Genomic DNA, 22818 nt, shown 5'->3' with positions numbered 1-22818 from the left:
CTCTTCTCGTTGGAAGAGGTCTTTTGTTATTCATTAGAAAAAAGGTTGAAACTAGGGAGAGATGGTACTTTGAAAGAAACGAGAGGAAATGGTTTAGCTTTATTACCACTTGGTATATTTTTGGCGCTATTTATTGGTTCTGGAATTATTACAGGTGATTTCTATAAATTGCCGATACTTATAGCAATCTCAATTGCTGTAGGAGTCGCTTTAGCGATGAATCACAAAGAAAGCTTTAATGTGAAAGTGGAGCGATTCGCTAAAGGTGCAGGAAATCCGGATATTATGATTATGGTATTAATTTTTGTTCTTGCAGGTGCTTTTTCTGAAACAGCTAAAGGAATGGGCGGAGTTGATTCTACAGTTAACTTAGCGTTATCTATTTTGCCGCAAGGATTTATCGTAGCTGGAATTTTTATTATCGGGGCATTTATTTCATTAGCGATGGGAACTTCAATGGGAACAATTGCAGCGTTAGCACCAATTGCTGTAGGTATTAGTGGGCAAACTGATATCTCAATTGCACTTGCGATGGCTACTGTTGTTGGCGGAGCGATGTTTGGTGATAATTTATCATTTATTTCAGATACAACAATCGCAGCTGTTCGTTCACAAGGAACAGAAATGAAAGATAAGTTTAAAACAAATTTTTTAATTGTATTACCAGCGGCTATTATTACAATTGTTCTATTAGTAATAATTACTTTAGGAAGTGATACACAAGTTAAAGCACATAGTTTTGACTGGATAAAGATTTTACCATATGCAGGAGTACTTATTACAGCGTTACTTGGTTGGAATGTACTTATTGTGTTAACTGGTGGAACTGTATTATCTGGTGCTATCGGTCTTATAGATGGAAGTTACACGTTAGAAAGTTTCTTTAAAAGTGTAACGACTGGAATGGGCGGTATGATGGAGTTAGTATTACTTGCTATATTAATCGGTGGTATGGTTGAACTGATCCAATATAATGGTGGTATTCAATATTTAATGAATCTTTTAACACGTAACATTCGTTCGAAAAAAGGAGCAGAGTTCGGTATTGCTGGTTTAGTGAGTATGACGAATATGTGTACAGCGAATAATACGATTTCAATTATTTTTACTGGTCCTCTTGCGAAGAACATTGCGGATCAATATGAAATTGATCCACGTAAATCAGCGAGTGTATTAGATCTTTTCTCATGTTGTGTGCAAGGATTAATTCCGTATGGTGCTCAAATGTTAACTGCGGCAGGGTTTGCCGCGTTATCTCCAATTGAATTGTTACCATACGCATTTTATCCAATTTTGGTTGGAGTATGTGGAATTATTTCTATATTAATTGGTTTCCCGAGGTTTTCTAAAGTGGCGGAAAAGAAAAAGTATCATAAAACAGCATAATTAAATATGGATGTTATTCGTAGTAACAGAAGCCGTACAGAGAATATTCTCTGTACGGCTTTTTATGCGTGATAAAAGAGGGAATTATCCTATCCTACCTTATGTTTTTACAAAAGGCTGAATTGAACTCAGTCTTAAGTCTGAGTTCAAAACGGTTCTTAAGCTCGTTATGGAAAAAAGAAAAAATAGTTAAGATAAGAGTATCAAATCGAAGGGAGGCAAGCACAAGATGAAACAATTTCTAGCGTTTATCGCAGCCGGTATTTTGGCTTTAATTGCTCTTGGTAGTCTTGCTGGTATTGTAGGATTCGCCATTGGAGCAGGAGTTGTGTACTGGAGCTATAAATCATTTGTGCGAGCTAAATCATTCTTTGGGAAGTTAGCTTGGGGTATTGTTGGTTTAATCGGTTTGTCCATTGCACTTTCTCATTCCCCAGCATTAATCGGTATCGCAGCATTAGTAGTCTTATACTACGGATACCGTGAGTGGAAGAAAGAAAAAAATGTAGTTGTTGATTCTGCTCCAGAAAGTTCTAAACCATATAGCAACTTTGAAGATGAGTGGAACAAGTTAATGAAAAACTAATATAAAATAAATCAAATTATAAAGTAGAAGAGAGGAAGATTTATAATGAAACAATCTTTATTCGGACGTGTACGCGATGCAATTTTAGCTGATTTTCATAACGTGTTAGATGAGAAAGAAAGAAAAAATCCAATTGCTATGTTAAACCAATATTTACGCGATAGTGAGCGTGAAATAACAAAAATTGAGAAGTTAATTCAGCGTCATAAAACATTAAAATCTAACTTCGCTCGTGAACTTGAGCAAGCACGTTATTTCGTTAATAAAAGATCAAAGCAAGCTATCATCGCACAAGAAGCAGGCGAATTACAATTGCATGAACGTGCATTAGAAGAAGTAGCGTATTATGAAGGGCAAGTAACTCGCTTAGAAGAAATGTATGCTGGTGTTGTAGAGCAAATTGATGAGTTAGAGCGTCGTCTTTCAGAAATGAAAAATAAATTAAAAGAAATGAACGCAAAGCGTATGGAATTAATGGCACGTGAAAATATGGCGCATGCAAACCGCCGTATGAATACTGCTATTCATAAAATGGATGAAAATAATCCGTTCTTACGATTCGAAGAGATTGAAGATCACATTCGTGACTTAGAGCTTCGTATAAATGAAGAGCATGAGCGTGATACATTTGATATGAAAATTGCAAAACTTGAGCGTGAAATGAAAGAGAAAAATGAAGTATCGTTAACGAAAGAAGTAACAAAATAATTGTAGTATATAATAAAACAGGCTTATGATATAGTGATAGAAGAAAAGGTGTTGGAAAGCAATGCCTTTTCTTCTATGTATATGTGACAAAGAGGGGGGGGGAGCTGAAATGAAGAAGCACTTTTCAAAAACACAATTAATGGGGATGCTCCTCATCATATTTGGATTCGGTCTTTTTCTTGATATGATACTCGGACATTTTGAACCAGGTGGTCTAATTTTTGCATTTATTATGATTATGTTTGGAAGGCATTACCGAAAGAAAAATCGTTATGTAAGAGGGAATGTATTTTTATTTGTCGGTGGTATTGTATTCTTATTCTTCTTATTTTCATCAGCAGCATTCGTACTTGTTGTATTTGCTTGTTTAGCTTTAATTGGTTATCAACTTATTCAACAAGGACATCAGCAAAAAGCAATGAAAGTTGAAATTAAAGAAAAGGGATATATAGATGAAGAAAAACAAATATATCGTACAGAACCGTATATAAAAAATATGTTCGTAGGTAATGTACGAATGATGGATCATATTTATGAACTTGAGGATATTAATGTCCAATATGGTGCTTGTGATGTCGAGATTGATTTAACAACTGCGATGATTCCAGAGGGAGAAACGGTAATTGTTATTCGGGGAGTCGTTGGTAATATTCGTTTATATGTGCCATATGATATCGAACTGTCTTTAAATCATTCTGTTATTGTTGGGCGAGTGCTCTTGCCGGGACACGAAGAAACAGGATTTAACCGTAATGTTACGTTTAGAACAGAACAGTATAAAGAAGCTCCTCGCCGTATAAAAATTATTTCTTCGCTTGTCGTAGGCGATACGGAAGTGAGGAAAGTATAATGAAAAAACAAAAGAATATTTCGTGGATGTATATTCGTTATTCTATGTTGTCCTCTGTGAGTATCGCACTTATTTGTACAATTGTATATGTATGGAAAAGCGAACAACAAGTTTATGATTTACTATGGAAAGAATCCATTGCTTCTGTTCCAATTGGCTTGTTTATTATGAGTACTAGTCTTCTTATCGGAGGAATTGTAGGGTATGCAATCGGTTATTATATAGAGCAGCGTATACAAGGATTAAATACTTTTCTATTTGAAGTAGAACGAGGGAATTTTCCGAGTGATGTTTCGTTTACTGCGGATGATGAATTTCATGAAGTGGAACGAAAAGTAATCGTTCTGGCTCGTCGATTAGAGGAGCAAGCTGGGCTATTTCAAAAAGTAACAAATGAACGAGCCCATTGGAATGAAGAGATGAGACAAGAAGCGATTTCTCAAGAAAGGCATCGATTAGCGAGAGAGCTGCATGATTCTGTAAGTCAGCAGCTTTTTGCAATGTCGATGATGATGTCAGCTATTAATGAACAAGTAGCTGAAATTCCAGACACGACGAAAAAACAGTTGCAGCTTGTTGAGAATATGGTTGTAAATGCACAATCAGAAATGAGAGCATTGCTCCTTCATTTACGCCCAGTGCAGTTAGAAGGTAAGAAACTAACAGAGGGTATAGAAGAATTATTAACAGAACTGTCTAGAAAGCAACATATGAAAATTGAATGGTTAATTGAACCAATTCAATTAAAAAAAGGTGTAGAAGATCATTTATTCCGTATTGTACAAGAGGCGTTGTCTAATACTTTACGGCATGCGAAGGCAAAGAAAACCGAAGTACGCCTACGTAAAATTGATCAATATGCGATTTTGAAAATTATTGATGATGGTGTTGGTTTTAAAGTTGGGGTTAATAAGGCAGGTTCATACGGCTTAAGATCAATGCAAGAGCGAGTTCATGAAATTGGTGGTACATTAAAAGTGCTTAGTTTTCCAAATAAAGGTACGCAAATAGAAGTGAAAGTACCGATTATGATTGAGAGAGGGGGAGAGTCATGATAAAAGTATTACTAGTTGATGACCATGAAATGGTTCGAATGGGTGTATCAGCATATTTATCAACACAGCCAGATATTGAAGTAGTTGGAGAAGCTGAAAATGGAAGAAAAGGTTCAGAGTTAGCACTGCAATTAAGACCGGATATTATTTTGATGGATCTTGTCATGGATGAGATGGACGGTGTTGAAGCAACACGTGCTATTATTCAGGAATGGCCAGAAGCGAAAATTGTGGTTGTAACGAGCTTTTTAGATGATGAGAAGTTGTATCCTGTTATTGAGGCGGGGGCGACAAGTTATTTATTAAAAACATCAAGAGCGAGTGATATAGCAGACGCTGTACGAGCTACTTATGATGGAGAAACGGTATTAGAGCCAAAAGTTACTGGCAAAATGATGTCTCGTATGCGTCAGAAGAAAGAACAACCTTTGCATGAGGAGTTAACAGAAAGGGAGTCTGAAATTTTGTTATTAATTGCAGAGGGGAAAAGTAATCAAGAGATTGCAGATGAGTTGTTTATTGCCCTCAAAACAGTAAAGACACATGTGAGTAATATATTAAATAAGCTAAATGTAAGTGACAGGACACAGGCGGTTATTTATGCGTTTAGACATCAATTGACGAAATAAGAAGGAGGCTTTGACTATATATGGTCAAAGCTTTTTGTTGACGCTTAACATTGTAAGCGTTATCATTATATTGTTAACAGTACATACAAAGGGGAGAGAGTGTATGTTAGTTCAAACGATATTTGGAATGGATGAAACGAAAAAATTAGGTAACTATGTGAATGCGTTGCAAGCACTTTGTGAACAATATGATATTGAAACAGATCGTATCGCAATTATCGAGGCGACAGAAGAATATTATTTATTTCTAGTAAAGCAAGAAGATTGCTATGATGTTGTAAAAGTAGAAACAGTGGATACGAATATTGATTACTATACGAAAGCTTATAAAGTGAGTAGCTTTAATCATACTTCTTATCAAATGTAAAAAAACTCCCAAAATGGGAGTTTTTTTTATGATGCTTTTGATTCAGGTGAATTATCCGTTAATGGTACAGTTTTTGCACCACTTAATTTTGCGATAGCAAAACCGATAATAGCCCCAACTAATGCTGGTACTAACCAGCCAATTCCTTCATTATACAATGGAATAAACTCAAAATAAGATGTGATAAATGAAACAGGAATATTCCCTTGTTTTAATCCGTCAAAAACGCTCACAATCGCTGTTCCGATTAAAGCACATACATAAACAGATCGATAGCCACCGAAATATTTATGAAGTAATGATAATAACACGAGTACAATTGCAACTGGATATACAACAAGTAAAATAGGAACAGAGATTGCGATAATTTTTGTTAAACCTAAGTTGGCAACTAATAATCCTAACAAGCAAATGACACTTGCTAACATTTTGTATGAAAATTTTGTCAATAATGTTGAGAAGTATTGACTGCATGCAGATACAAGTCCAACGCATGTTGTTAAGCAAGCGAGTGTAACGATAAGAGATAATAGAATTAGACCATATGGACCGAATAATTGTTGTACGATAACGGTAAGTAGCTGTCCCCCATTTTTTGCGTATCCGAGAGAGGCACTAGTTGTACCGAGCCAGCCAAGTGCACCATATACAAGTACGAGACCAGTAGCGGCAATAAGTCCTGCTTTTGCTGTTGCGATGGCAATTGATTTACGATCACTCACACCTTTTGAGCGAATTGCATTTACAACGATAATCCCAAATGCAAGTGCTGAAATGGTATCCATCGTTAAGTATCCTTCCATAAAACCTTTGAAAATTGGAGAAGTTTGATACTCTTGCATGGCTGGTCCAGATTGCCCGAGGGGTGTAAATACACTCTTAACGAATAATAAAAAAATAGAGAGTAATAAAATAGGTGTTAATACACTTCCGATACGATCGACGAGCTTAGAAGGGTTTAAACTAAGCCAAAATACGATAGAAAAGAAGATGACTGTGTATAAAAATAGCACTAGGCTGCTAGAGCGAATGGTTTCTGGTAAGAAAGAACTAACTCCCATTTCATAAGCGACATTAGCAACACGTGGAATGCCCATAGATGGACCAATTGCAATGTATACAACTACTGTAAAGAAAATTCCGAATAATGGGTGAACATGACTTGCAAGTTGCTGCATTCCATTTCCTGATAAAGAAATAGCGATAACAGTAAGTAACGGTAAACCAACTCCTGTTAGTAAAAAGCCAATCATCGCTGGCCAAAAGTTTTCACCAGCATTTTGTCCAAGCATTGGAGGGAAAATTAAATTTCCTGCCCCAAAAAATAAAGAAAATAGCATAAGGCCTGTGAAAAAAACATGTTTTTTTGATACAGTGTTCATTGTTTTTCCTCCTTTTTGTAAATTCATGGTAAGAACACAAAAAACTCGTCCCTAAAGAAAGGGACGAGTTATATTTACCCGCGATACCACCCTAATTTATACATGTAGAAATAAATCTATATGTATACGGCTTTGCAACGTACAACATGATACGTGTTCCTTGTAACGGGGGACATCCGGTAAGAACTTACTTCAGCATTCGGTTCTACTTCTCGGAGATGATTTTCGGTTAAGCACTGAACGTTGGCTTTCAGCAAATCGCCAACTCTCTGGGGAACAGTCCTATAACGTACTCGTTCTCGTCAATGAATTTTTATTCAAGTATTCTGACAGTATTTTCACATGTTTTTTTTAGAAAGTCAACATATTTTTTGGGAAATATATTTACCTGTAGAAATATAGCTGAGAATATAAGGTTGAATGCTGTTTGTAAAAATGCTGTAAAACATTATAGGGAATTGTAAAGTTTATGGAGAAAATCGATATTTATAGGAGTAAAGAAGGTATTGTTAGAATTTACAGAGAATAATACAACAATCCACTTGCTGGAAAGAACAAACCAAAAGAGGTGACTGAAATGCTTGCGATGGGAGTATTATTTGGCATTATTGCTATAATTGGTTTTATGTGGTTATATTATTCGCGTTCGTTTAAACAAGCAGAAGTTTTACTCTTTCAAAAAGGTAGTTTGTTGACAAATCAGTCTAGATATTTAGTATGTCCGAAGTGTGGAAGTGCACAGGCCAGGAGTGGAGGATATCAAGAGTGTTGCAAAATTAGATTATGAAAGAAGGAAGCCTCACATTATTTTGTGAGGCTTCCTTCCTTACAATTTCATGGCGCTCCAAATGGTCCAACGATCTCTTTCGATAATAGGAGAGACGTTTTGTAATGCTGTTTGGATATGAAGTAGAAGTTGAGAAAGTTCATGATCTGTTAATTCATATAGAATGGATCGTCCGGTTCGGGGAGATAGGTCTTGTAGCAATGCTTCTACAGAATTATGTGTTTTTCGTACTTCCCATTGTGTTTGTATGGGGAACGCTTGAAGAGAATATTGTTGTAATTCTTGCTGTATAGTAGTGGTTTTTGGTCTTCTTTTTGATTCTATTTCAATGAGTTTTGGAAATACAGAGAAAAAGTATCCACGAATGTGTTCAGGGCTTCCTGGAATTGTACAATCTTCAATAGTTCGGTCTTGTAAAATCAGTATACCGCCTTTTTTTAATATGCGAGAAGCCTCTCGTATAAAAATAGGGATATTTTGTAAGTGGTGAATGACGGCACGCGAAATGATAAGGTCGAATGTTTCGTTAGGGTATGGAATGTTGTGCGCATCACCGTGAATGAATGAAATGTTTGGGAAGCCGTTACAGTTTTCTTTTGCAGCTTGTAATATTTCTTTTGAAAAATCAAGCCCAACAACACTTTTGGCTCCCATAAGAGCAAGTTCTTTCGTATAAATGCCGCCACCACAACCTATATCAATTACTTGTTTATTTTGCACATCTACAATATTGTTTATTGTTTCCTGCCATGAAATATGTGCGTTACGACTTGCATACGTATACCTATTATTTGCATCATGAAAATTAATGGACATTGTAAAATCCTCCCTTCAGTGTATAGTATAGCTCATTCTATATAATGTAACGTTTTTGTTTTATGTATGAGGATTATAAGAATTTCTTATTGGAAAAGGAGAATTGATTTGAAAGGGAAATATTTAATTTTTTTATGTGTTATTTTACTCGCGTCGTGTGGTCAAGCCGAGCAAAAGAAAGAATCGAAACAAGTAGAGGAGACAGTGAATGAAGTGAAAGAACCATTACAAGTAATTGTTATACAAAAAGGTACAGAAGAAAAAAAATTAAAGAAAATGGATGCGGAGTTAGTGGTGGATATTATAAACAAAGCAGAAAAACAAGAAGTAACAGGTAGCTTTGGTGAACCAGAATATGAAATACAAATTAGTAGAGATGGGAAAATAGAAACGTATTATGCATGGTTAAGAGGAGAAGATCGACGGGGATGGATGCAATATAAAAAAGCTATGTATATGCTGAACGAAAAAGATACGGAAAAACTTTTGGCTATATTTCCAAAAATTCCAGAACAAAAAGAAGATGAGATGCAGGTAGGGCCTTTAACAGAAGTAACGAAAAAAGATTTGCAGATTACCGCGTTTCATATTAAAGCGGGTGATCAAAAAATGAATTATACAGTACGATATACGATTTCACAATCACTATATAATAAGTTAGCGAAGGAACAAGAATATTATTTGCAATTGATTTTCCCGGAAAAGGTTCAAAAAGTAATTGGAGCAAAAGAAAGTGAAATAATTTCAGCTGAAAAAGTAAAGGAAGGGTATAAACAGTATGAATTGAAGGTTACTGTTCCCATAAAAGATGCTTCAGAATCACAATTAAAAGCACTAGAAAGCTATTATGATAATTACGGTTTGCAAATATTAAATAGTAAGAAAGAAAAAGTAGGAGCATTTCGAAACATTATTCAAATTGTTAAAGAGTATGGTGAAAAAATGAATTTACAAAGATAAAGTGAAACTTTAATCAGTGGAGGGCATCCACTACTGATTATTAGCTTTTACTAATCGAGATAAATGTGAATCGTAAAGTCTATATAGATTTTCCTAGGAAATGATAAGAGAGGGGAAAGACTCCCCTCTCTATTACTTTGCTTTTGCAGATGGCTCACTCATTGATTTTCGTGTAATAAGAAAAGAAATCATAAGAGCGGAAAGAATGATAAGAGCAATAAATAAGTGATTTGGCAACCAATCTAATAATAATACGTAGTAGCTAACGGTATAAAAAATAAGAGTTGAAGCTAAAAACGATAGAGCACCTATCATAAGAGATTGTAATTTCATTTGTGCATGCCTCCTTTCATTTATATTTTTGGCTAAAAATGGATGAAATAAACATTATTTCTAGCAATAGAAAAAAATATGTCATAATAGAGAAAAGAATAAGTTTTGATGAGTGTATATGGCTCAGTAAATCGAGATAAAGGAGAGGGAAATGAAAAATAATAAAAAAGGATTATGGGGAGTTATCGTCGCAATAGGGTTGTTTTTACTATCAAAGTTAAAATGGATATTTGCGATTTTTAAGTTAGCAAAGTTTTCAACAGTATTTAGTATGTTCTTATCGCTTGGTGCATACGCAGTTATATATGGTTGGAAGTTTGGAGTAGCACTCGTTTATTTGTTGTTTGTTCATGAAATGGGGCATTTATGGGCAGCTAGAAGAAAAGGCATACCAACATCTCCAGCAATCTTCATACCATTTATGGGAGCTCTTATTGGGATGAAAGAGATGCCGAAAAATGCAAAAGATGAAGCTTACATTGCATATATGGGGCCTCTTTTCGGATTACTTTCATTTTTACCCGCAATCCCACTTTATATAATAACGAAAGAGCCGTTTTGGGCGCTTGTTATTTTACTTGGGAGTATGATTAATTTCTTTAACTTAATTCCAGTTTCTCCGTTAGATGGCGGGCGGATTATTTCAGTTGTAAGTACGAAAATTTGGGGAGCGGGGCTTGTTTTACTACTTGGATATTCTATTTACTTCAAAAGTATTTTGGGAGGTTTTATTTTTATTATCGGCTGTATGGAATTATATAGAGTAGTAAAGAGAGATGGGCCAATTAAGGAATTAGGATATAGAATTGATGGAATGAAAGAATATGTTGCAAGGCTTGAAGAGGAGTTAAAAGAAACTGGTGCAGTGCATCGAAATATATATTTGATGCAACATGAAATAAATGTATTAAGGCAAAAAGAAAGAGAGAAAGAATTAAAAACAGGAGAGCTTCAAAAGATTGAAGTGCTAGAGTATCTTTTACCAAAGTTTGAGCCGCTGGATTACGTCCCATATGAAGATGAAAAAGAAACACATACAATTCATATAAGAGAAGCATTTGAAATGTCGGAAAGAAAATTACAGGAATGGGATACAGAAAAGAGACAACAGGAAAACTATTATAAAGTGGATACGAAAACGAAATGGATGGTATTTGCTTGTTATATCGGATTAATGGCTATACTCGGTTACACAGCTTATGAAGGGTATATTGTTTTACAAGAACATTTGCCAAGGAGAAATGTATAGAAAAATATTGTCGAAATGATAGGAAGGATTTATACAGAAATTACATTTCTACGAGAGAATGTTACAAGTATAGTCATACATTGTAACATCTTTAGTAGAGAAGGAGTTCTGTAATATGAGGAAATTGTTAAGTGTATTCGGGATTATTATCGTAATGATCATTGCGAGCTATAGTCTTATGAAAGTGCTGTTACATTATGCGAATAAGCCTGCAGAGGTAAATACAATAGCTCAAATAGATGATGTGCAAGAAGAGACAAAAGTGCTAGATTTTATTCGTATGACACATGAAAGTTATAATAATTTCTTAAATTATGGTAAAGCAGAGAATTATACAGAAGGGGACTGGAACCAATTTAAACAATGGTTTCAACAACAAGAATCGTCTTTAAAAAATATACATATAGAAATAAAGAATGAAACAATAAAACGCGATGTAAATAGAAGCTATGAAATTGTAAAAAAAGGTGTGGAACTTCAAAATATTGAGTATGTAGTTTATGCCCATCGTGTATACCATGACTTAGATATTATCGTAAATAAATATAGAGGTGAAACGAACATCTGGGGGTATACAGAATTTGGAGATGGGAAAGATATAAGGGTAATTGAACAAGCAATACAGTCCAAATAATAAGCTAGCTAGAATTCTAGTTGGCTTATTTTTTTTTGTAAGTGCAATGTTCATATATTTTTCACAAAAACACCGTGTTAATAGTGATTAAAATCACAATATGTATTATACAATTCAGTTAAACTAAAAACAGTTAAAGAAATAGAGGAGTGGGATACAATGTTAAGTGCAAAAACAATTGAAATCGTAAAATCAACAGTACCGTTATTGCAGGAAAAAGGCGTTGAAATTACAACGAGATTTTATCAAATTTTATTTTCGGAACATCCGGAGTTATTGAATATTTTCAACCATACGAACCAGAAAAAGGGAAGACAACAACAAGCATTAGCAAATGCGGTTTATGCAGCTGCAATGTACATCGATAATTTAGAAGCTATTATTCCAGTTGTAAAGCAAATCGGTCATAAACATAGAAGTTTAGGTATTAAAGCAGAGCATTATCCAATAGTAGGTACATGCTTACTACGAGCGATTAAAGAGGTCGCAGGCGCACCTGATGAAGTTTTAAATGCATGGGGAGAAGCGTATGGCGTCATTGCTGATGCATTCATTAGCATTGAAGCGGATATGTATGAAGAGGCTGCACATAAAGAAGGTGGATGGAAAGATTTCCGCAACTTTGTGATTGTTAAAAAAGTGAAGGAAAGTGACGTTATTACATCATTTTATTTAAAACCTGAAGATGGTGGGAAAGTTTCTTCATTCATCCCAGGACAATATGTAACGATTCAAATAAATATTGAAGGTGAAACATATACGCATAATCGTCAATATAGCTTATCTGATGCTCCTGGAAAAGAATACTATCGCATTAGTGTAAAGAAAGAAAAAGGTGTAGATACACCAGATGGTAAAGTATCTAATTACTTACATGATCATGTAGGAGAAGGAGATGTCTTACCAGTAAGTGCACCAGCGGGAGATTTCGTGTTAAATATGGAGTCAACATTACCTGTTGTACTAATTAGTGGTGGAGTAGGTATTACACCGATGATGAGTATGTTAAATACGCTAATCGAACAAGAATTAAAGCGTAATGTATGCTTTGTTCATGCAGCGATAAATAGTAATACACATGCGATGAAAGAGCATGTTGAGACAGTAGAAAAAGAGTATGAACAAGTGAAAGCATATACTTGCTATTCTTCACCGACAGAGCGAGATGTGGAAATGAAGAATTTTGACAAAGAAGGATTCATTGAACGTGAATGGTTACAAACTATTATTCCAACAACTGAAGCAGAATTTTATTTCTGTGGCCCAGTAGCATTTATGAAGCATATAAATGCTACATTGATTGATTTGGGTGTTAAACAAGAGAACATTCATTATGAATTTTTCGGTCCCGCAGCAAGCTTACAATAGATTAACGTTGCTAAACAAAAAACGAGGTATTATTTTACCTCGTTTTTTGCTTGTTCTCTTAATAAGCGATTTACTGTTTCGCGGCGTACACCTATGAGCTGACCAATTTCAGTTTGTGTTAATATTTCATAAATAGGGATGTCACCTAAATATAAGGTGAACCACTCTTGTAAACGATGAAGGCGCTCTTTAGGAGAAACAGTTGTCAATTGATCGATACGCTGTTGCATCATTCTTAATTTCGATTGCAATTGCATAGCGATATTTTCATAAGATGCAGGATTTGCCTGGAGTTGATCGTACCATTCATTGCTAATTATAGGCTCAACTTCTGTTTTCATTAAAGCGATAGCTGTACCGTGATATTCCTTCGGTGAAATTAAAGAATGGTGAGGTATCGTTTCACCAGGAACGATAATATTAAATAAAAATGGTGTTCCGTTTGCTTCTAACCGAATAACTTTTAATAAACCTGTTTTTATAAAATATAATGGACCGTCCTCACCTTGACGGAATAATACATCTCCCTTATGTAGAATCAATGTTAGCCCCCCATTAAAACATTTCTATTTCTTATATTTTAGCGTAAATGTATAAAGACACTATGCTTTTTAAACAGCAATTTCATTGACGAAATGTATGCTATTACAGTAGTATACTATTTAGTGTGTAATAGTACTAGCAATGAATACGCTGTAGGGGGTTTAGTATATTGTTAGATGCGATGAAGATGACGGATATGAGAATTCCGGCGAATGCTATCATTCATGTAGAAGAGATGAAAGGTGGAGTCGTTTTATCCGTTGAAATAGACGGCCAAATTATTTATACGATGGCTTATGATGAAGAAACAGATAGTTATGCTGAATTATATGATCGAAACGATAAGAGGGCGTGCCAAGTACATGAAGACTTTATGGGATGGTCACTTCTTCACTAAAAAGATGTCAATATGACATCTTTTTTTATTGAATCGATAGATTATACAAAGAAATGAAATATAAGGATAAAATTTGTAATAAATGATTTTGCATTGTTAGCACTTTGTAACTGCATGCGACCGGTTTTTTCGCTATCATAAAGATAAGAGTCGTAGCTATAGGAGTGATCAACTTGAAGAAAGTACATATTTCAAATTTTATGCTATTAAGTGTTTGTTTAGTTTTATTTGTTCTCCTAGGAGCCTTTTTATATTCATGTGTATAAGAAAAAACGCATTCTAGAAAGAACGCGTTATAAAAATGAAGTAATGATTAATCTAGTTCCAAGAATAATTAATGTGATACGTAATAAATTAATTACGGCATTACCGCTTAATTTTGTGTTAATATAAGCCCCGATTTTTCCACCAATCCATGCACCAGGAATCAAAATTAATGCATAGATCCAGCTAACATTTCCAAGGGAGATGTGAGTTGCAGAACTTACAATTGCTGATAAAAATACGATAAACATCGAAGTTGCTACAGCAATGTGTGCTGGGAACGCAAAAAGGAGCATCATCGCTGGCACAAGTAAGGCGCCACCACCGATCCCGAATAATCCGGATATAAATCCAACTATAAAGGCAATAAAGATAGCGAGAAATGGTGGGAATTGATAGTCTACAGTATTTCCTTCTTTATCTGTAAAAGATCGTTTAATTACAGTCATATTTGATAGGGAAAGAGGTTGTAATTTGTCTCGTAGCATAAGAAGAATGGAGACGAATATAAGAAAAATCCCAAAGTATAAAGAAAACGTATCTTGGTTTAAAAATTTGTTTGCCCATGACCCGATAATACCACCAGGGCCACTCCCGATAAATAAAATAAGTCCACTTTTATAATCTACCCGTTTATGTTTCATGTATGTAAGGGTAGAAGACAGCCCTGTAAAAACGACTGTTACCATAGAAGTTCCTACTGCGAGCTGTGGTGATAAACTGTGTAATCCAATTAATAACGGAACGATAATAATTCCGCCCCCAAGCCCTACTAGGCTCCCGACTGTCCCAGCGATTAATCCGATGAAAAGTAACATGATGTATTCCAAAATTGCCAACTCCTCTATATAACTTATCCACCAATCATTATACACGCTTTTTAATAAGAAATAGGCTTGTTCACAAAAAAGTCGTCTTCCTAGAAAAATAAGGAAGACGACTTTTAATTAAAAGATTAAGTGTAATAAGGAGTAAAATAACGCAGCTAAAGAAGCTGAAATTGGAAGTGTAATAACCCATGTAATTAACATACGTTTTGCAGTTCCCCATTTTACACCTTTCACACGATGAGAAGCACCAACCCCTAAAATAGAAGAAGAGATAACGTGCGTAGTACTAACCGGTAAGTGAATGAATGTTGCACCGAAAATAACAAGTGATGATGATAAATCGGCAGCTACACCATTTACAGGACGAATTTTCATAATTTGTCCACCGACAGTTTTAATAATTTTCCATCCACCGACAGAAGTACCAAGTCCCATTGCGATTGCACAACATAATTGTACCCAGAACGGAATGTCGTCAGAAGTATGATAGTTATTGGCCATAAGAGCCATCGTGATGATTCCCATTGCTTTTTGTGCATCATTCGTACCGTGTGTATAAGCTTGTAATGCTGCAGTGAAAATCTGGAATATACGGAAGTTCTTATTCGTTTTTGTTAAGTTAAAGTTTTTAAAGACTACTTTAAAAATACTGTATACGATATAACCAATAACGAAAGCGATAATCGGTGAAATGATTAAAGCTTCAATAATTTTTATGAACCCTTTGAAATTTAAAGCGGCAAAACCAGCAGCAGCAATTGCTGCACCTGCGATTGCACCAATGATTGCATGCGAAGAACTACTTGGAATACCGTAGTACCAAGTAATTAAGTTCCAAGCTATTGCTGCAAGCAAAGCAGCTAAAATTACAAGAGAACCATTTTGCAAAGCAAATGGGTCAACGATATCTTTTGTAATCGTTTTTGCTACACCTGTAAATGTCATTGCACCTAAAAAGTTCATAATAGCTGCCATAATAATTGCATGTCTAGGCTTTAGAGCTTTCGTTGAAACAGCCGTTGCAATAGCGTTTGCTGTATCGTGAAATCCATTGATAAAGTCAAAAGCTAAAGCGCAAATGACTACTAAAACGGTCAGTATCAAGAGTGTATCCATGATCAAACTCCTTACGCGTTCTTCATAATAATTGTTTCTAATACGTTTGCAACGCTTTGACAGCTATCAGCTACTTCTTCAAGCTCTTCGTAAATCTCTTTATATTGAATAATTTTAATCGGATCTTTTTCACGAGAGAATAAGTGTTTAATCGCGTGACGGCGAATATCGTCACATTGTGACTCGTAATCCTTAATCTTAATCGCATTTGTACGAATGTCGACTAATTTCTTTTTAGACAGTAATTCAACAGAATTTGCAATCTCAATCGCACATTGATTAATTGCTTCAACAAATTTAATCATGTATTCATCAGCTTCTGTAATAGAATACATTTCGAATAGACCAGCACTGTGATCTAATCCGTCTAATACATCATCCATACTCATTGCAAGCTGTAGGATGTCTTCACGTTCAATAGGAGTAATAAACGCTTTGTTTAGCTCCATAATGATTTCGTGAATAAATGAGTCACCTTTCGACTCATACTCTTTCATGCGCATAGAAAACTCTTTTAAATCGCTAGCATTTTTAATTTTATACTCCACGAAAAACTGCGCGCCTTCTTTTAAATTTTCGGAAACGTTCATTAGCATTTCAGAAAATTTATCTTTTTTTGATTTAAAGACCATTATTGTTACCCCCACAAAAGTAATATATGTAAAATATATTGGCTAGTCAATTCTAACAAAAAACTGTCGTTTTTTAAAACATTTTATCGAAAAGTTTACAAAAACTTAACATAACTCACATTGTTGCATTAATAATATTAATACTAATGGTGAATATCTTACTTGTAGAATGTCCTTTTCTTGTAAAAAGTATGAATGTGAAAGAAAAGCTTTACACTATAGGAAAGACTACGTTATTATAATAAATTTAAAAGGAGGTATATTCTTCCTTTTAAAAAGAAGCGTGTAAACAAACGAAGGAAGTGAACGAATGAAATTGAAGAACACTCACTTTAAAAAAACGCTTGAGTGGTTCAATCAGAGGAAAAAACTACGCAATTCATTAATTGTATTGGGAAGTTTGCTCGTTACTCTATTTATTGCTGTAAATATAATAATTTCCATTCAAGATATATCTGAATTAAAACAAGCTGTGCCACAACCGACTTTAATTTATGATGCAAATAATGAAGTTGCGACTAAATTAGCTTCTTCTAAAACAGAAGGGGTCAAAAGGAAAGATATTCCTGATATTATGGTTCAAGCAATTGTTGCAGTAGAAGATAAGGAATTTTTTAGTCATCATGGCATTTACTATAGTGGAATCATAAGCGCTGTATTTAAGAACATTACAGCTGGTGAAGTTGTGGCTGGTGGTAGTACAATTACACAACAACTTGCAAAAAATGTATTTTTAACACAAGATCGCACATACTCACGTAAAATAAAGGAATATTTTTTAACAAAAAAAATAGAGCGTACTTATTCAAAAGATGAAATTATAGAAATGTATATGAATCAAATTTATTTTGGTGAAGGTGCTTGGGGGATAAAAAGAGCAGCTAAATCTTATTTTGATAAAGAGGTAAAAGACTTAACAATTTCAGAAGCTGCAACGATTGCAGGATTAATTAAAGCGCCATCTGCGTATTCGCCGTATAAAAACTTTAATAAATCCATTGAAAGACGTAATGTCGTATTAGGTTTAATGAAGGAACAAGGATATATTTCTGCAGAACAATATAACCAGGAGAAAGAATCAGGTCTTGTATTACGACGTGGTGTTGATGATAAATATAAGGGGAAATATTCTCAATACGTAGATTATATTGTTAGAGAAGCGATGGACAAGTATGAATTAACACAAAATGAAATTTTAGCAGGTGGTTATCGTATTTATACGGAACTTGACCCGAAAAAACAACAAGCGGTTGAAGATGTTGTGAATAATGATAGTTATTTTAAAGATAGTGGTTCAGATCAGCTTATGCAAACTGGAGTGGTCCTTATGAATCCAAAAACTGGCGGTGTTCCAGCTTTAGTTGGAGGCAGAGGTCCTTATCAATTTTTACAGTTTAATCATGCAACACAATTAAAAAGGCAGCCCGGTTCAACGTTAAAGCCTCTTGCAGTGTATGTACCAGCGTTAGAACAAGGATATGAAGTATACGATGTTTTAAAAGATGAACCATTTAATATTAAAGAATATGCACCACAAAATAGTGATCATACGTTCCATGGTAATGTGACGATGTATGAAGCAGTGGCAAAGTCATATAATGTTTCAGCAGTTTGGTTATTAGAGCAAATTGGATTAGATAAAGGATTGAAATCTTTAGAGCAGTTTGGTATTCCATTAGAGCCTGAAGATCGTACGTATCCGATTGCTTTAGGAGGTATGCATGTAGGGACTTCTCCATTTGTAATGGCTCAAGCGTATAGCACATTTGCAAATGATGGTGTCCAAGTAGAAGCTCATGCCATTAGAGAAATCCAAAATGCTGAAGGAGAAACAATTGGAAAATGGTATAAGAAAGAAACTCGTGTGACGAACGAGAAAGTTGCCCAAAAGATGACATACTTATTAAAAGGTGTGATTGAAAGGGGAACGGGTGAAAAAGCGAAAGTTAATAATATCGATACCGCAGGCAAGACGGGGACTACCCAGCTTGTGAATGGACCAAGCGCTGGTGCGAAGGATTCGTGGTTTGTTGGATACACACCGGATTTAGTAGGTGCGATTTGGGTAGGGTATGATAAAACGGATAGTGAGCATTATGTGCCGGGGGGAAGTCAAATTACAACGACAATGTTCCGGGACATTATGAAGAAAGCGAATGGAAATCCAGCTCAAAAGGCATTTCAGTTATCACTAATACCTGAAGCGGATTATACAAAGCAATTAAAAATGATTGAGGAAGAAAAACGAAGGAAAGAAGAAGAGAAAAAAAGAAAAGAAGAGGAACAACAAAGAAAAAAAGAGCAACAAGAGTGGTTTGACAAAGTGAAAGAGTGGATTCCATCATTTTGGTAAAAGAAAGAGGCGAATAACGAAATTCGCCTCTTTTTCGTATGGAAAATAAAGTAAAACTTTAATCGGTGGAGATTTTTGTTTACCTTTACTAGTTATTAGTACATATCAATTGGGATAAATGATATTACTCGTTAAGTATAATGTTCGTACTGCCAAAGGATTGAGAATCGTATGTGACGATTACTGTACCTTTACTAATAGGTTCGTAAGGTAATTCTTCTTCATAATTACTATTATTTTTATTGTGGATAGAAAGTGTGATTTCATCAATTTTTTTATTTGTATACTGATCTTTAATCGTTTCAGCAATTTGAAGTAGCGCTTCGTAACTAGAAGCTTCTGTAATAAGCATTCCTTTTATAACCTTTTTTTCATTTTGTGTGGAAGAGGAATACGGGATGTTGTTTTGTTTTGTATACAGAAGTTCGTATGGAACTGTTTTTCTTTCTGCTTTTGAAATGTTTGAATATTTTAGAGTTAAAAGAAATCCTATACATAAAATTATGCATACCATAAGAACAAACCAAAAACGTGTCAGTGATATAATTCTCATTATCATCCCTCTTTCATGTCTTTGTCTTCACTATTTATCATACAAAAAGAGAATTAAGCTAAAGTAAATTTGAAGTAAAGAAACGTAAAGAAGGAGTACTTATCCTCCAAAATAAGTACTCCTTTTTATTAAAAGAGAGATTTAACATACAATCAAAGTAATACAAATTACTATAAATCAAATATTATTGGTCTTTCAAAAATAAGATAAAAACTAAAAGTTAGTAAATTCGGAAGACTGATAGTGTAGCTGTTGTGTCACCAGTGTTAGGAATAGAAATAGTATTTGCTGTAGGTTGTACAGCGATTGTTGTACCAGCTTGTAAAGTAACGATTGTAGAGAAAGAAACAGCACTACCGATAACGTTAGTTGAAAAATTACGAGTAGGTGGTTGACCGTCGAATGAAATACCGAATCCAAATGGTGAAGAACCCGGGAAGGTTGTAGATGCTGAGAAACTAATATCGTATACTCCTGTTTCTAGAATAGTTAAAGTATCTGAAGTGTCGTTAAAAGTTATATTATTTAATTCGAAAACTTGATTGAATTGGATGTTTGTTCCAGGAGATATAGTTTGAGGATTAGAATTTCCTATTGCTGCTATAGTTACAGGAATTGGTGTGCCCGCCGGTCCAGTAGCACCTTGAGCACCAGTAGCACCCGCCGGTCCTTGAGCACCTTGAGCGCCTTGGGCACCAGTAGCACCCGCCGGTCCTTGAGCACCTTGAGCGCCTTGGGCACCAGTAGCACCCGCTGGTCCTTGAGCACCTTGAGCGCCTTGGGCACCAGTAGCATCGGCAGGTCCTTGAGCACCTTGAGCACCTTGGGCACCAGTAGCACCCGCCGGTCCTTGAGCACCTTGAGCGCCTTGAGCACCTTGGGCACCAGTAGCACCGGCAGGTCCTTGAGCACCTTGAGCGCCTTGAATACCCTGTGGTCCTTGAAGTCCAGTAGGTCCAGTAGGTCCTATTGTTCCTCCACCAAGGCAATCTGATCCATATTGAACTAGGATAGCTTGAATTTCTGTAATGAGCTTAACTAGTTTATCGATAGCACAGCAATCGATTTTGAATAACTTAGCAATATACAATAAATAATTAAGCAAACTTTGTAGCTCAACGTACAATGCTCCGCATGAGAAGGGTGAGGACTTTAGGATAGTTAATAAGTTAGCGATAATAGAACTACCAATTTTTTCTTGTGCAGGTGATAAATCTAAGCAACTGAGGAATTTTTGAAGATTATTCAGGAGAGCAATTAGTTTATCGATGTTTTCTTGAGAAGGGTTTTGAAATACAGCTTGAATACTATGACCAAGAGCTTGAAGGAGTCTAGCATACTCTTTTAGTTCTGCCTTAGAGATCTTAATATAGCTGCAAGCTCTTACTTCGCAACAATCATTACCATAAAATACTTTCCCTTTATTTTTGTTGGACATTTGTTCATCCCTTTCTTTTATAGAATAAATAGTCGTTACTATATAATAAAATGAAAACTAAACTGAATTCTTGAGGGACAAACTACTATTTCAAAAAAATAAGAAGTTTACCTATATTGTGAAAACAAAGAACAATGAAGAGATAGAGAAAGATTTATATGAGTTAAAAAAGAATAGGCTAGAATAAAAAAACTGCACGCAAATTGTTAAATTATATCTAACAATTTGCGTGCAGTTCGTGGAACAGCACAACCTTTTTAATGATTAATTCGTTCATAGTTCGCTTTAGGTAAAATTGGAATGGAAATAGTGAAAGTTGTACCGTTTTGATTACTAGACATTTTTAATGTACCGTTATGATTTTGAATAATTTTCTTCGTTACTGATAATCCCAGTCCCGTTCCTGAGTCTTTTGTAGAGAAAAACGGATCAAATATATATTCTTGAATAGCTGGAGGAATGCCGGTTCCATTATCTTTGAAAGTAATACGAACAAAATTATCTAAGCGATAACTAGTAATTTGAATAGAAAGAGGTTCTTCACCTTGAGCATCGACAGCATTTTGAAATAAATTTAAAAAAACTTGCACGAGTTCATGGCGATCAATATTGACAAGTACACCATCTAATTCCGTAGAAAATTCATAGTCAATAGAAATGTTGTGTAAAAAAACTTCACTAGCAAGTAGTTGTTGAATATATTCGCGTAAAAACGTATTGATCGGAAAAGGTTCTCTAGTAAATTCACGCGTTTTTGAAATGGATAAAAATTTTGTGATAATACTATTTGCACGATCTAGTTCAGGAATGAGTAGACTTTTAAACAATTCTTTATTGGATGGAGAAACGCTATCTTGTAGAAATTGCAAGTACCCACGTACCGTTGTAAGGGGATTTCGTACTTCATGTGCAATCCCAGCTGCAATTCGTCCAGCTAGAGAAAACTTTTCGGCATCACGTTCTGCATTTAAATAATGAAATACACTAATAACTCGGAAAATCTCTCCATTATAATCACGAATAATGCGGTTGTTTACGATGCCGTAGTTTTTGTCTAACACTTCTTCATTATATATTTCGGTTCCTGTTTTTAACGTTTCAATAGCTTTAATTTGTTCTTCAGGTAAGTTTAATAATTGTTGAATTGGTTTCCCAATTATAGAATTTCGTATGACACCAAAATCATCTGCTGCAGCTTGATTACATAATGTAATGTTCCCTTTATTATCAATAAAAGTGACGTGATGCGAAAACGCATCGAAAATATGAACAAAATATTTTTCGAGTTGTTCAAATAAAAATAGTGAATCGCAAGTAAGCTGAAAGATAGGCTCTTTATCTTTTTGTTGTATCGGTTGAATAGAATGAGATGTTCTCGTTTTTTTTATTTGCAAACCAATATGTGGATTTTTATATGTGAAATGATGTGGTAATTGATTTACAAGCTCTTCATATAACCGTACTTTATTTTCTAATTCTTTTATTCGATTTTCATGAGATAAAATAATATCGTCTTGAAGCATAAATAACCCCTCAATTTAAAAATTCTTCCATCTAGTATATCATATTTTTATACGGATAC

The 22818-nt window shown here is 34.9% G+C and carries 24 protein-coding genes and 1 other annotated feature; of the genes, 14 read left to right on the top strand and 10 right to left on the bottom strand.

Annotated elements, in window-relative coordinates:
- Positions 1-69 precede the first annotated feature (69 nt).
- The 7 genes from ACP6L7_RS05045 (at position 70) to ACP6L7_RS05015 (ending at position 5581) form a co-directional block, all read left to right on the top strand.
- Positions 70-1386 (top strand): Na+/H+ antiporter NhaC family protein, encoded by a 1317-nt coding sequence (locus ACP6L7_RS05045; protein WP_097831772.1) that lies wholly within the window; start codon positions 70-72, stop codon positions 1384-1386.
- Between the two features lie 229 nt (positions 1387-1615).
- Positions 1616-1972 carry a lmo0954 family membrane protein gene (locus ACP6L7_RS05040; RefSeq protein ID WP_000808645.1) on the top strand — a complete coding sequence of 119 codons (357 nt, stop codon included), beginning with the start codon at positions 1616-1618 and terminating at the stop codon, positions 1970-1972.
- 45 nt (positions 1973-2017) lie between these two features.
- A complete protein-coding gene (locus tag ACP6L7_RS05035) occupies positions 2018-2680 on the top strand; it encodes a PspA/IM30 family protein (RefSeq protein WP_097831771.1) in 663 nt (220 codons plus the stop codon).
- A 109-nt stretch (positions 2681-2789) separates the two neighbouring features.
- Positions 2790-3530 (top strand): cell wall-active antibiotics response protein LiaF, encoded by a 741-nt coding sequence (gene liaF / locus ACP6L7_RS05030; protein WP_000716083.1) that lies wholly within the window; start codon positions 2790-2792, stop codon positions 3528-3530.
- Complete coding sequence (locus ACP6L7_RS05025; RefSeq protein ID WP_097831770.1) at positions 3530-4585, top strand: sensor histidine kinase; 1056 nt, start codon at positions 3530-3532, stop codon at positions 4583-4585. Before liaF ends, ACP6L7_RS05025 begins: the two co-directional genes overlap by 1 nt.
- Entirely contained in the window at positions 4582-5214 is a 633-nt protein-coding gene (locus ACP6L7_RS05020; RefSeq protein WP_000598709.1) for a response regulator, read from the top strand. Before ACP6L7_RS05025 ends, ACP6L7_RS05020 begins: the two co-directional genes overlap by 4 nt.
- Before the next feature lie 10 nt (positions 5215-5224).
- The gene (locus tag ACP6L7_RS05015) at positions 5225-5581 is read left to right on the top strand and encodes a DUF3992 domain-containing protein (protein ID WP_141533338.1); all 357 of its coding nucleotides are present in this window, start codon (positions 5225-5227) and stop codon (positions 5579-5581) included.
- Positions 5582-5607: 26 nt separating this feature from the next.
- Here the strand turns inward: ACP6L7_RS05015 and brnQ3 are convergent, their stop codons facing one another.
- Positions 5608-6963, bottom strand: a complete 1356-nt coding sequence (gene brnQ3 / locus ACP6L7_RS05010; RefSeq protein WP_097831769.1) for a branched-chain amino acid transport system II carrier protein BrnQ3 — start codon at positions 6961-6963, stop codon at positions 5608-5610.
- 56 nt (positions 6964-7019) lie between these two features.
- Positions 7020-7278: a binding site (T-box leader), on the bottom strand.
- A 262-nt stretch (positions 7279-7540) separates the two neighbouring features.
- Between brnQ3 and ACP6L7_RS05005 the strand changes: the two genes are divergently transcribed.
- Positions 7541-7750 (top strand): hypothetical protein, encoded by a 210-nt coding sequence (locus ACP6L7_RS05005; protein ID WP_000880630.1) that lies wholly within the window; start codon positions 7541-7543, stop codon positions 7748-7750.
- A 39-nt stretch (positions 7751-7789) separates the two neighbouring features.
- Here the strand turns inward: ACP6L7_RS05005 and ACP6L7_RS05000 are convergent, their stop codons facing one another.
- Positions 7790-8566 carry a class I SAM-dependent methyltransferase gene (locus ACP6L7_RS05000; RefSeq protein ID WP_097831768.1) on the bottom strand — a complete coding sequence of 259 codons (777 nt, stop codon included), beginning with the start codon at positions 8564-8566 and terminating at the stop codon, positions 7790-7792.
- 108 nt (positions 8567-8674) lie between these two features.
- On the opposite strand from ACP6L7_RS05000, the gene ACP6L7_RS04995 reads away from it, so the two are divergent.
- Positions 8675-9526, top strand: a complete 852-nt coding sequence (locus ACP6L7_RS04995) for a YhfM domain-containing protein (protein ID WP_141533339.1) — start codon at positions 8675-8677, stop codon at positions 9524-9526.
- 132 nt (positions 9527-9658) lie between these two features.
- On the opposite strand, the gene ACP6L7_RS04990 is transcribed toward ACP6L7_RS04995, so the two are convergent.
- A complete protein-coding gene (locus tag ACP6L7_RS04990; RefSeq protein ID WP_097831767.1) occupies positions 9659-9859 on the bottom strand; it encodes a hypothetical protein in 201 nt (66 codons plus the stop codon).
- Positions 9860-10010: 151 nt separating this feature from the next.
- Here ACP6L7_RS04990 and ACP6L7_RS04985 point away from each other — a divergent pair, with 151 nt between their 5' ends.
- The 3 genes from ACP6L7_RS04985 to hmpA all read left to right on the top strand — a co-directional run bounded on the left by ACP6L7_RS04985 (position 10011) and on the right by hmpA (position 13110).
- Positions 10011-11108 (top strand): site-2 protease family protein, encoded by a 1098-nt coding sequence (locus tag ACP6L7_RS04985; RefSeq protein ID WP_097831766.1) that lies wholly within the window; start codon positions 10011-10013, stop codon positions 11106-11108.
- A 115-nt stretch (positions 11109-11223) separates the two neighbouring features.
- Positions 11224-11742, top strand: a complete 519-nt coding sequence (locus ACP6L7_RS04980; RefSeq protein WP_097831765.1) for a hypothetical protein — start codon at positions 11224-11226, stop codon at positions 11740-11742.
- 159 nt (positions 11743-11901) lie between these two features.
- Complete coding sequence (gene hmpA / locus ACP6L7_RS04975; protein WP_097831764.1) at positions 11902-13110, top strand: NO-inducible flavohemoprotein; 1209 nt, start codon at positions 11902-11904, stop codon at positions 13108-13110.
- 29 nt (positions 13111-13139) lie between these two features.
- On the opposite strand, the gene ACP6L7_RS04970 is transcribed toward hmpA, so the two are convergent.
- The gene (locus ACP6L7_RS04970) at positions 13140-13652 is read right to left on the bottom strand and encodes a Crp/Fnr family transcriptional regulator (RefSeq protein WP_097831763.1); all 513 of its coding nucleotides are present in this window, start codon (positions 13650-13652) and stop codon (positions 13140-13142) included.
- Between the two features lie 170 nt (positions 13653-13822).
- On the opposite strand from ACP6L7_RS04970, the gene ACP6L7_RS04965 reads away from it, so the two are divergent.
- Positions 13823-14050: a hypothetical protein gene (locus tag ACP6L7_RS04965; protein ID WP_000883004.1), complete on the top strand. Its 228-nt coding sequence runs from the start codon at positions 13823-13825 to the stop codon at positions 14048-14050.
- Between the two features lie 293 nt (positions 14051-14343).
- Here the strand turns inward: ACP6L7_RS04965 and ACP6L7_RS04960 are convergent, their stop codons facing one another.
- The 3 genes from ACP6L7_RS04960 to ACP6L7_RS04950 all read right to left on the bottom strand — a co-directional run bounded on the left by ACP6L7_RS04960 (position 14344) and on the right by ACP6L7_RS04950 (position 16892).
- Positions 14344-15144: a sulfite exporter TauE/SafE family protein gene (locus ACP6L7_RS04960; RefSeq protein ID WP_097831762.1), complete on the bottom strand. Its 801-nt coding sequence runs from the start codon at positions 15142-15144 to the stop codon at positions 14344-14346.
- A 117-nt stretch (positions 15145-15261) separates the two neighbouring features.
- Positions 15262-16260, bottom strand: a complete 999-nt coding sequence (locus ACP6L7_RS04955; RefSeq protein ID WP_097831761.1) for an inorganic phosphate transporter — start codon at positions 16258-16260, stop codon at positions 15262-15264.
- A gap of 11 nt (positions 16261-16271) precedes the next feature.
- Positions 16272-16892, bottom strand: a complete 621-nt coding sequence (locus ACP6L7_RS04950) for a DUF47 domain-containing protein (RefSeq protein ID WP_000231446.1) — start codon at positions 16890-16892, stop codon at positions 16272-16274.
- Between the two features lie 310 nt (positions 16893-17202).
- Here ACP6L7_RS04950 and ACP6L7_RS04945 point away from each other — a divergent pair, with 310 nt between their 5' ends.
- Positions 17203-19245: a transglycosylase domain-containing protein gene (locus ACP6L7_RS04945; RefSeq protein WP_430528904.1), complete on the top strand. Its 2043-nt coding sequence runs from the start codon at positions 17203-17205 to the stop codon at positions 19243-19245.
- A 124-nt stretch (positions 19246-19369) separates the two neighbouring features.
- Here ACP6L7_RS04945 and ACP6L7_RS04940 read toward each other — a convergent pair whose 3' ends face one another.
- From ACP6L7_RS04940 to ACP6L7_RS04930, 3 genes are all read right to left on the bottom strand, one after another.
- Positions 19370-19798: a hypothetical protein gene (locus ACP6L7_RS04940; protein WP_097831759.1), complete on the bottom strand. Its 429-nt coding sequence runs from the start codon at positions 19796-19798 to the stop codon at positions 19370-19372.
- 220 nt (positions 19799-20018) lie between these two features.
- A complete protein-coding gene (locus ACP6L7_RS04935) occupies positions 20019-21236 on the bottom strand; it encodes a Gly-Xaa-Xaa repeat protein (protein WP_430528903.1) in 1218 nt (405 codons plus the stop codon).
- A 257-nt stretch (positions 21237-21493) separates the two neighbouring features.
- Positions 21494-22759, bottom strand: a complete 1266-nt coding sequence (locus ACP6L7_RS04930) for a PAS domain-containing sensor histidine kinase (protein WP_097831757.1) — start codon at positions 22757-22759, stop codon at positions 21494-21496.
- Between the last annotated feature and the right edge of the window lie 59 nt (positions 22760-22818).

Origin of the sequence: Bacillus silvicola, from assembly GCF_050524305.1 — a bacterium.
GTDB classification, from domain to species: Bacteria; Bacillota; Bacilli; order Bacillales; family Bacillaceae_G; genus Bacillus_A; species Bacillus_A cereus_AT.
This window is presented reverse-complemented; position numbering and strand designations above follow the sequence as displayed.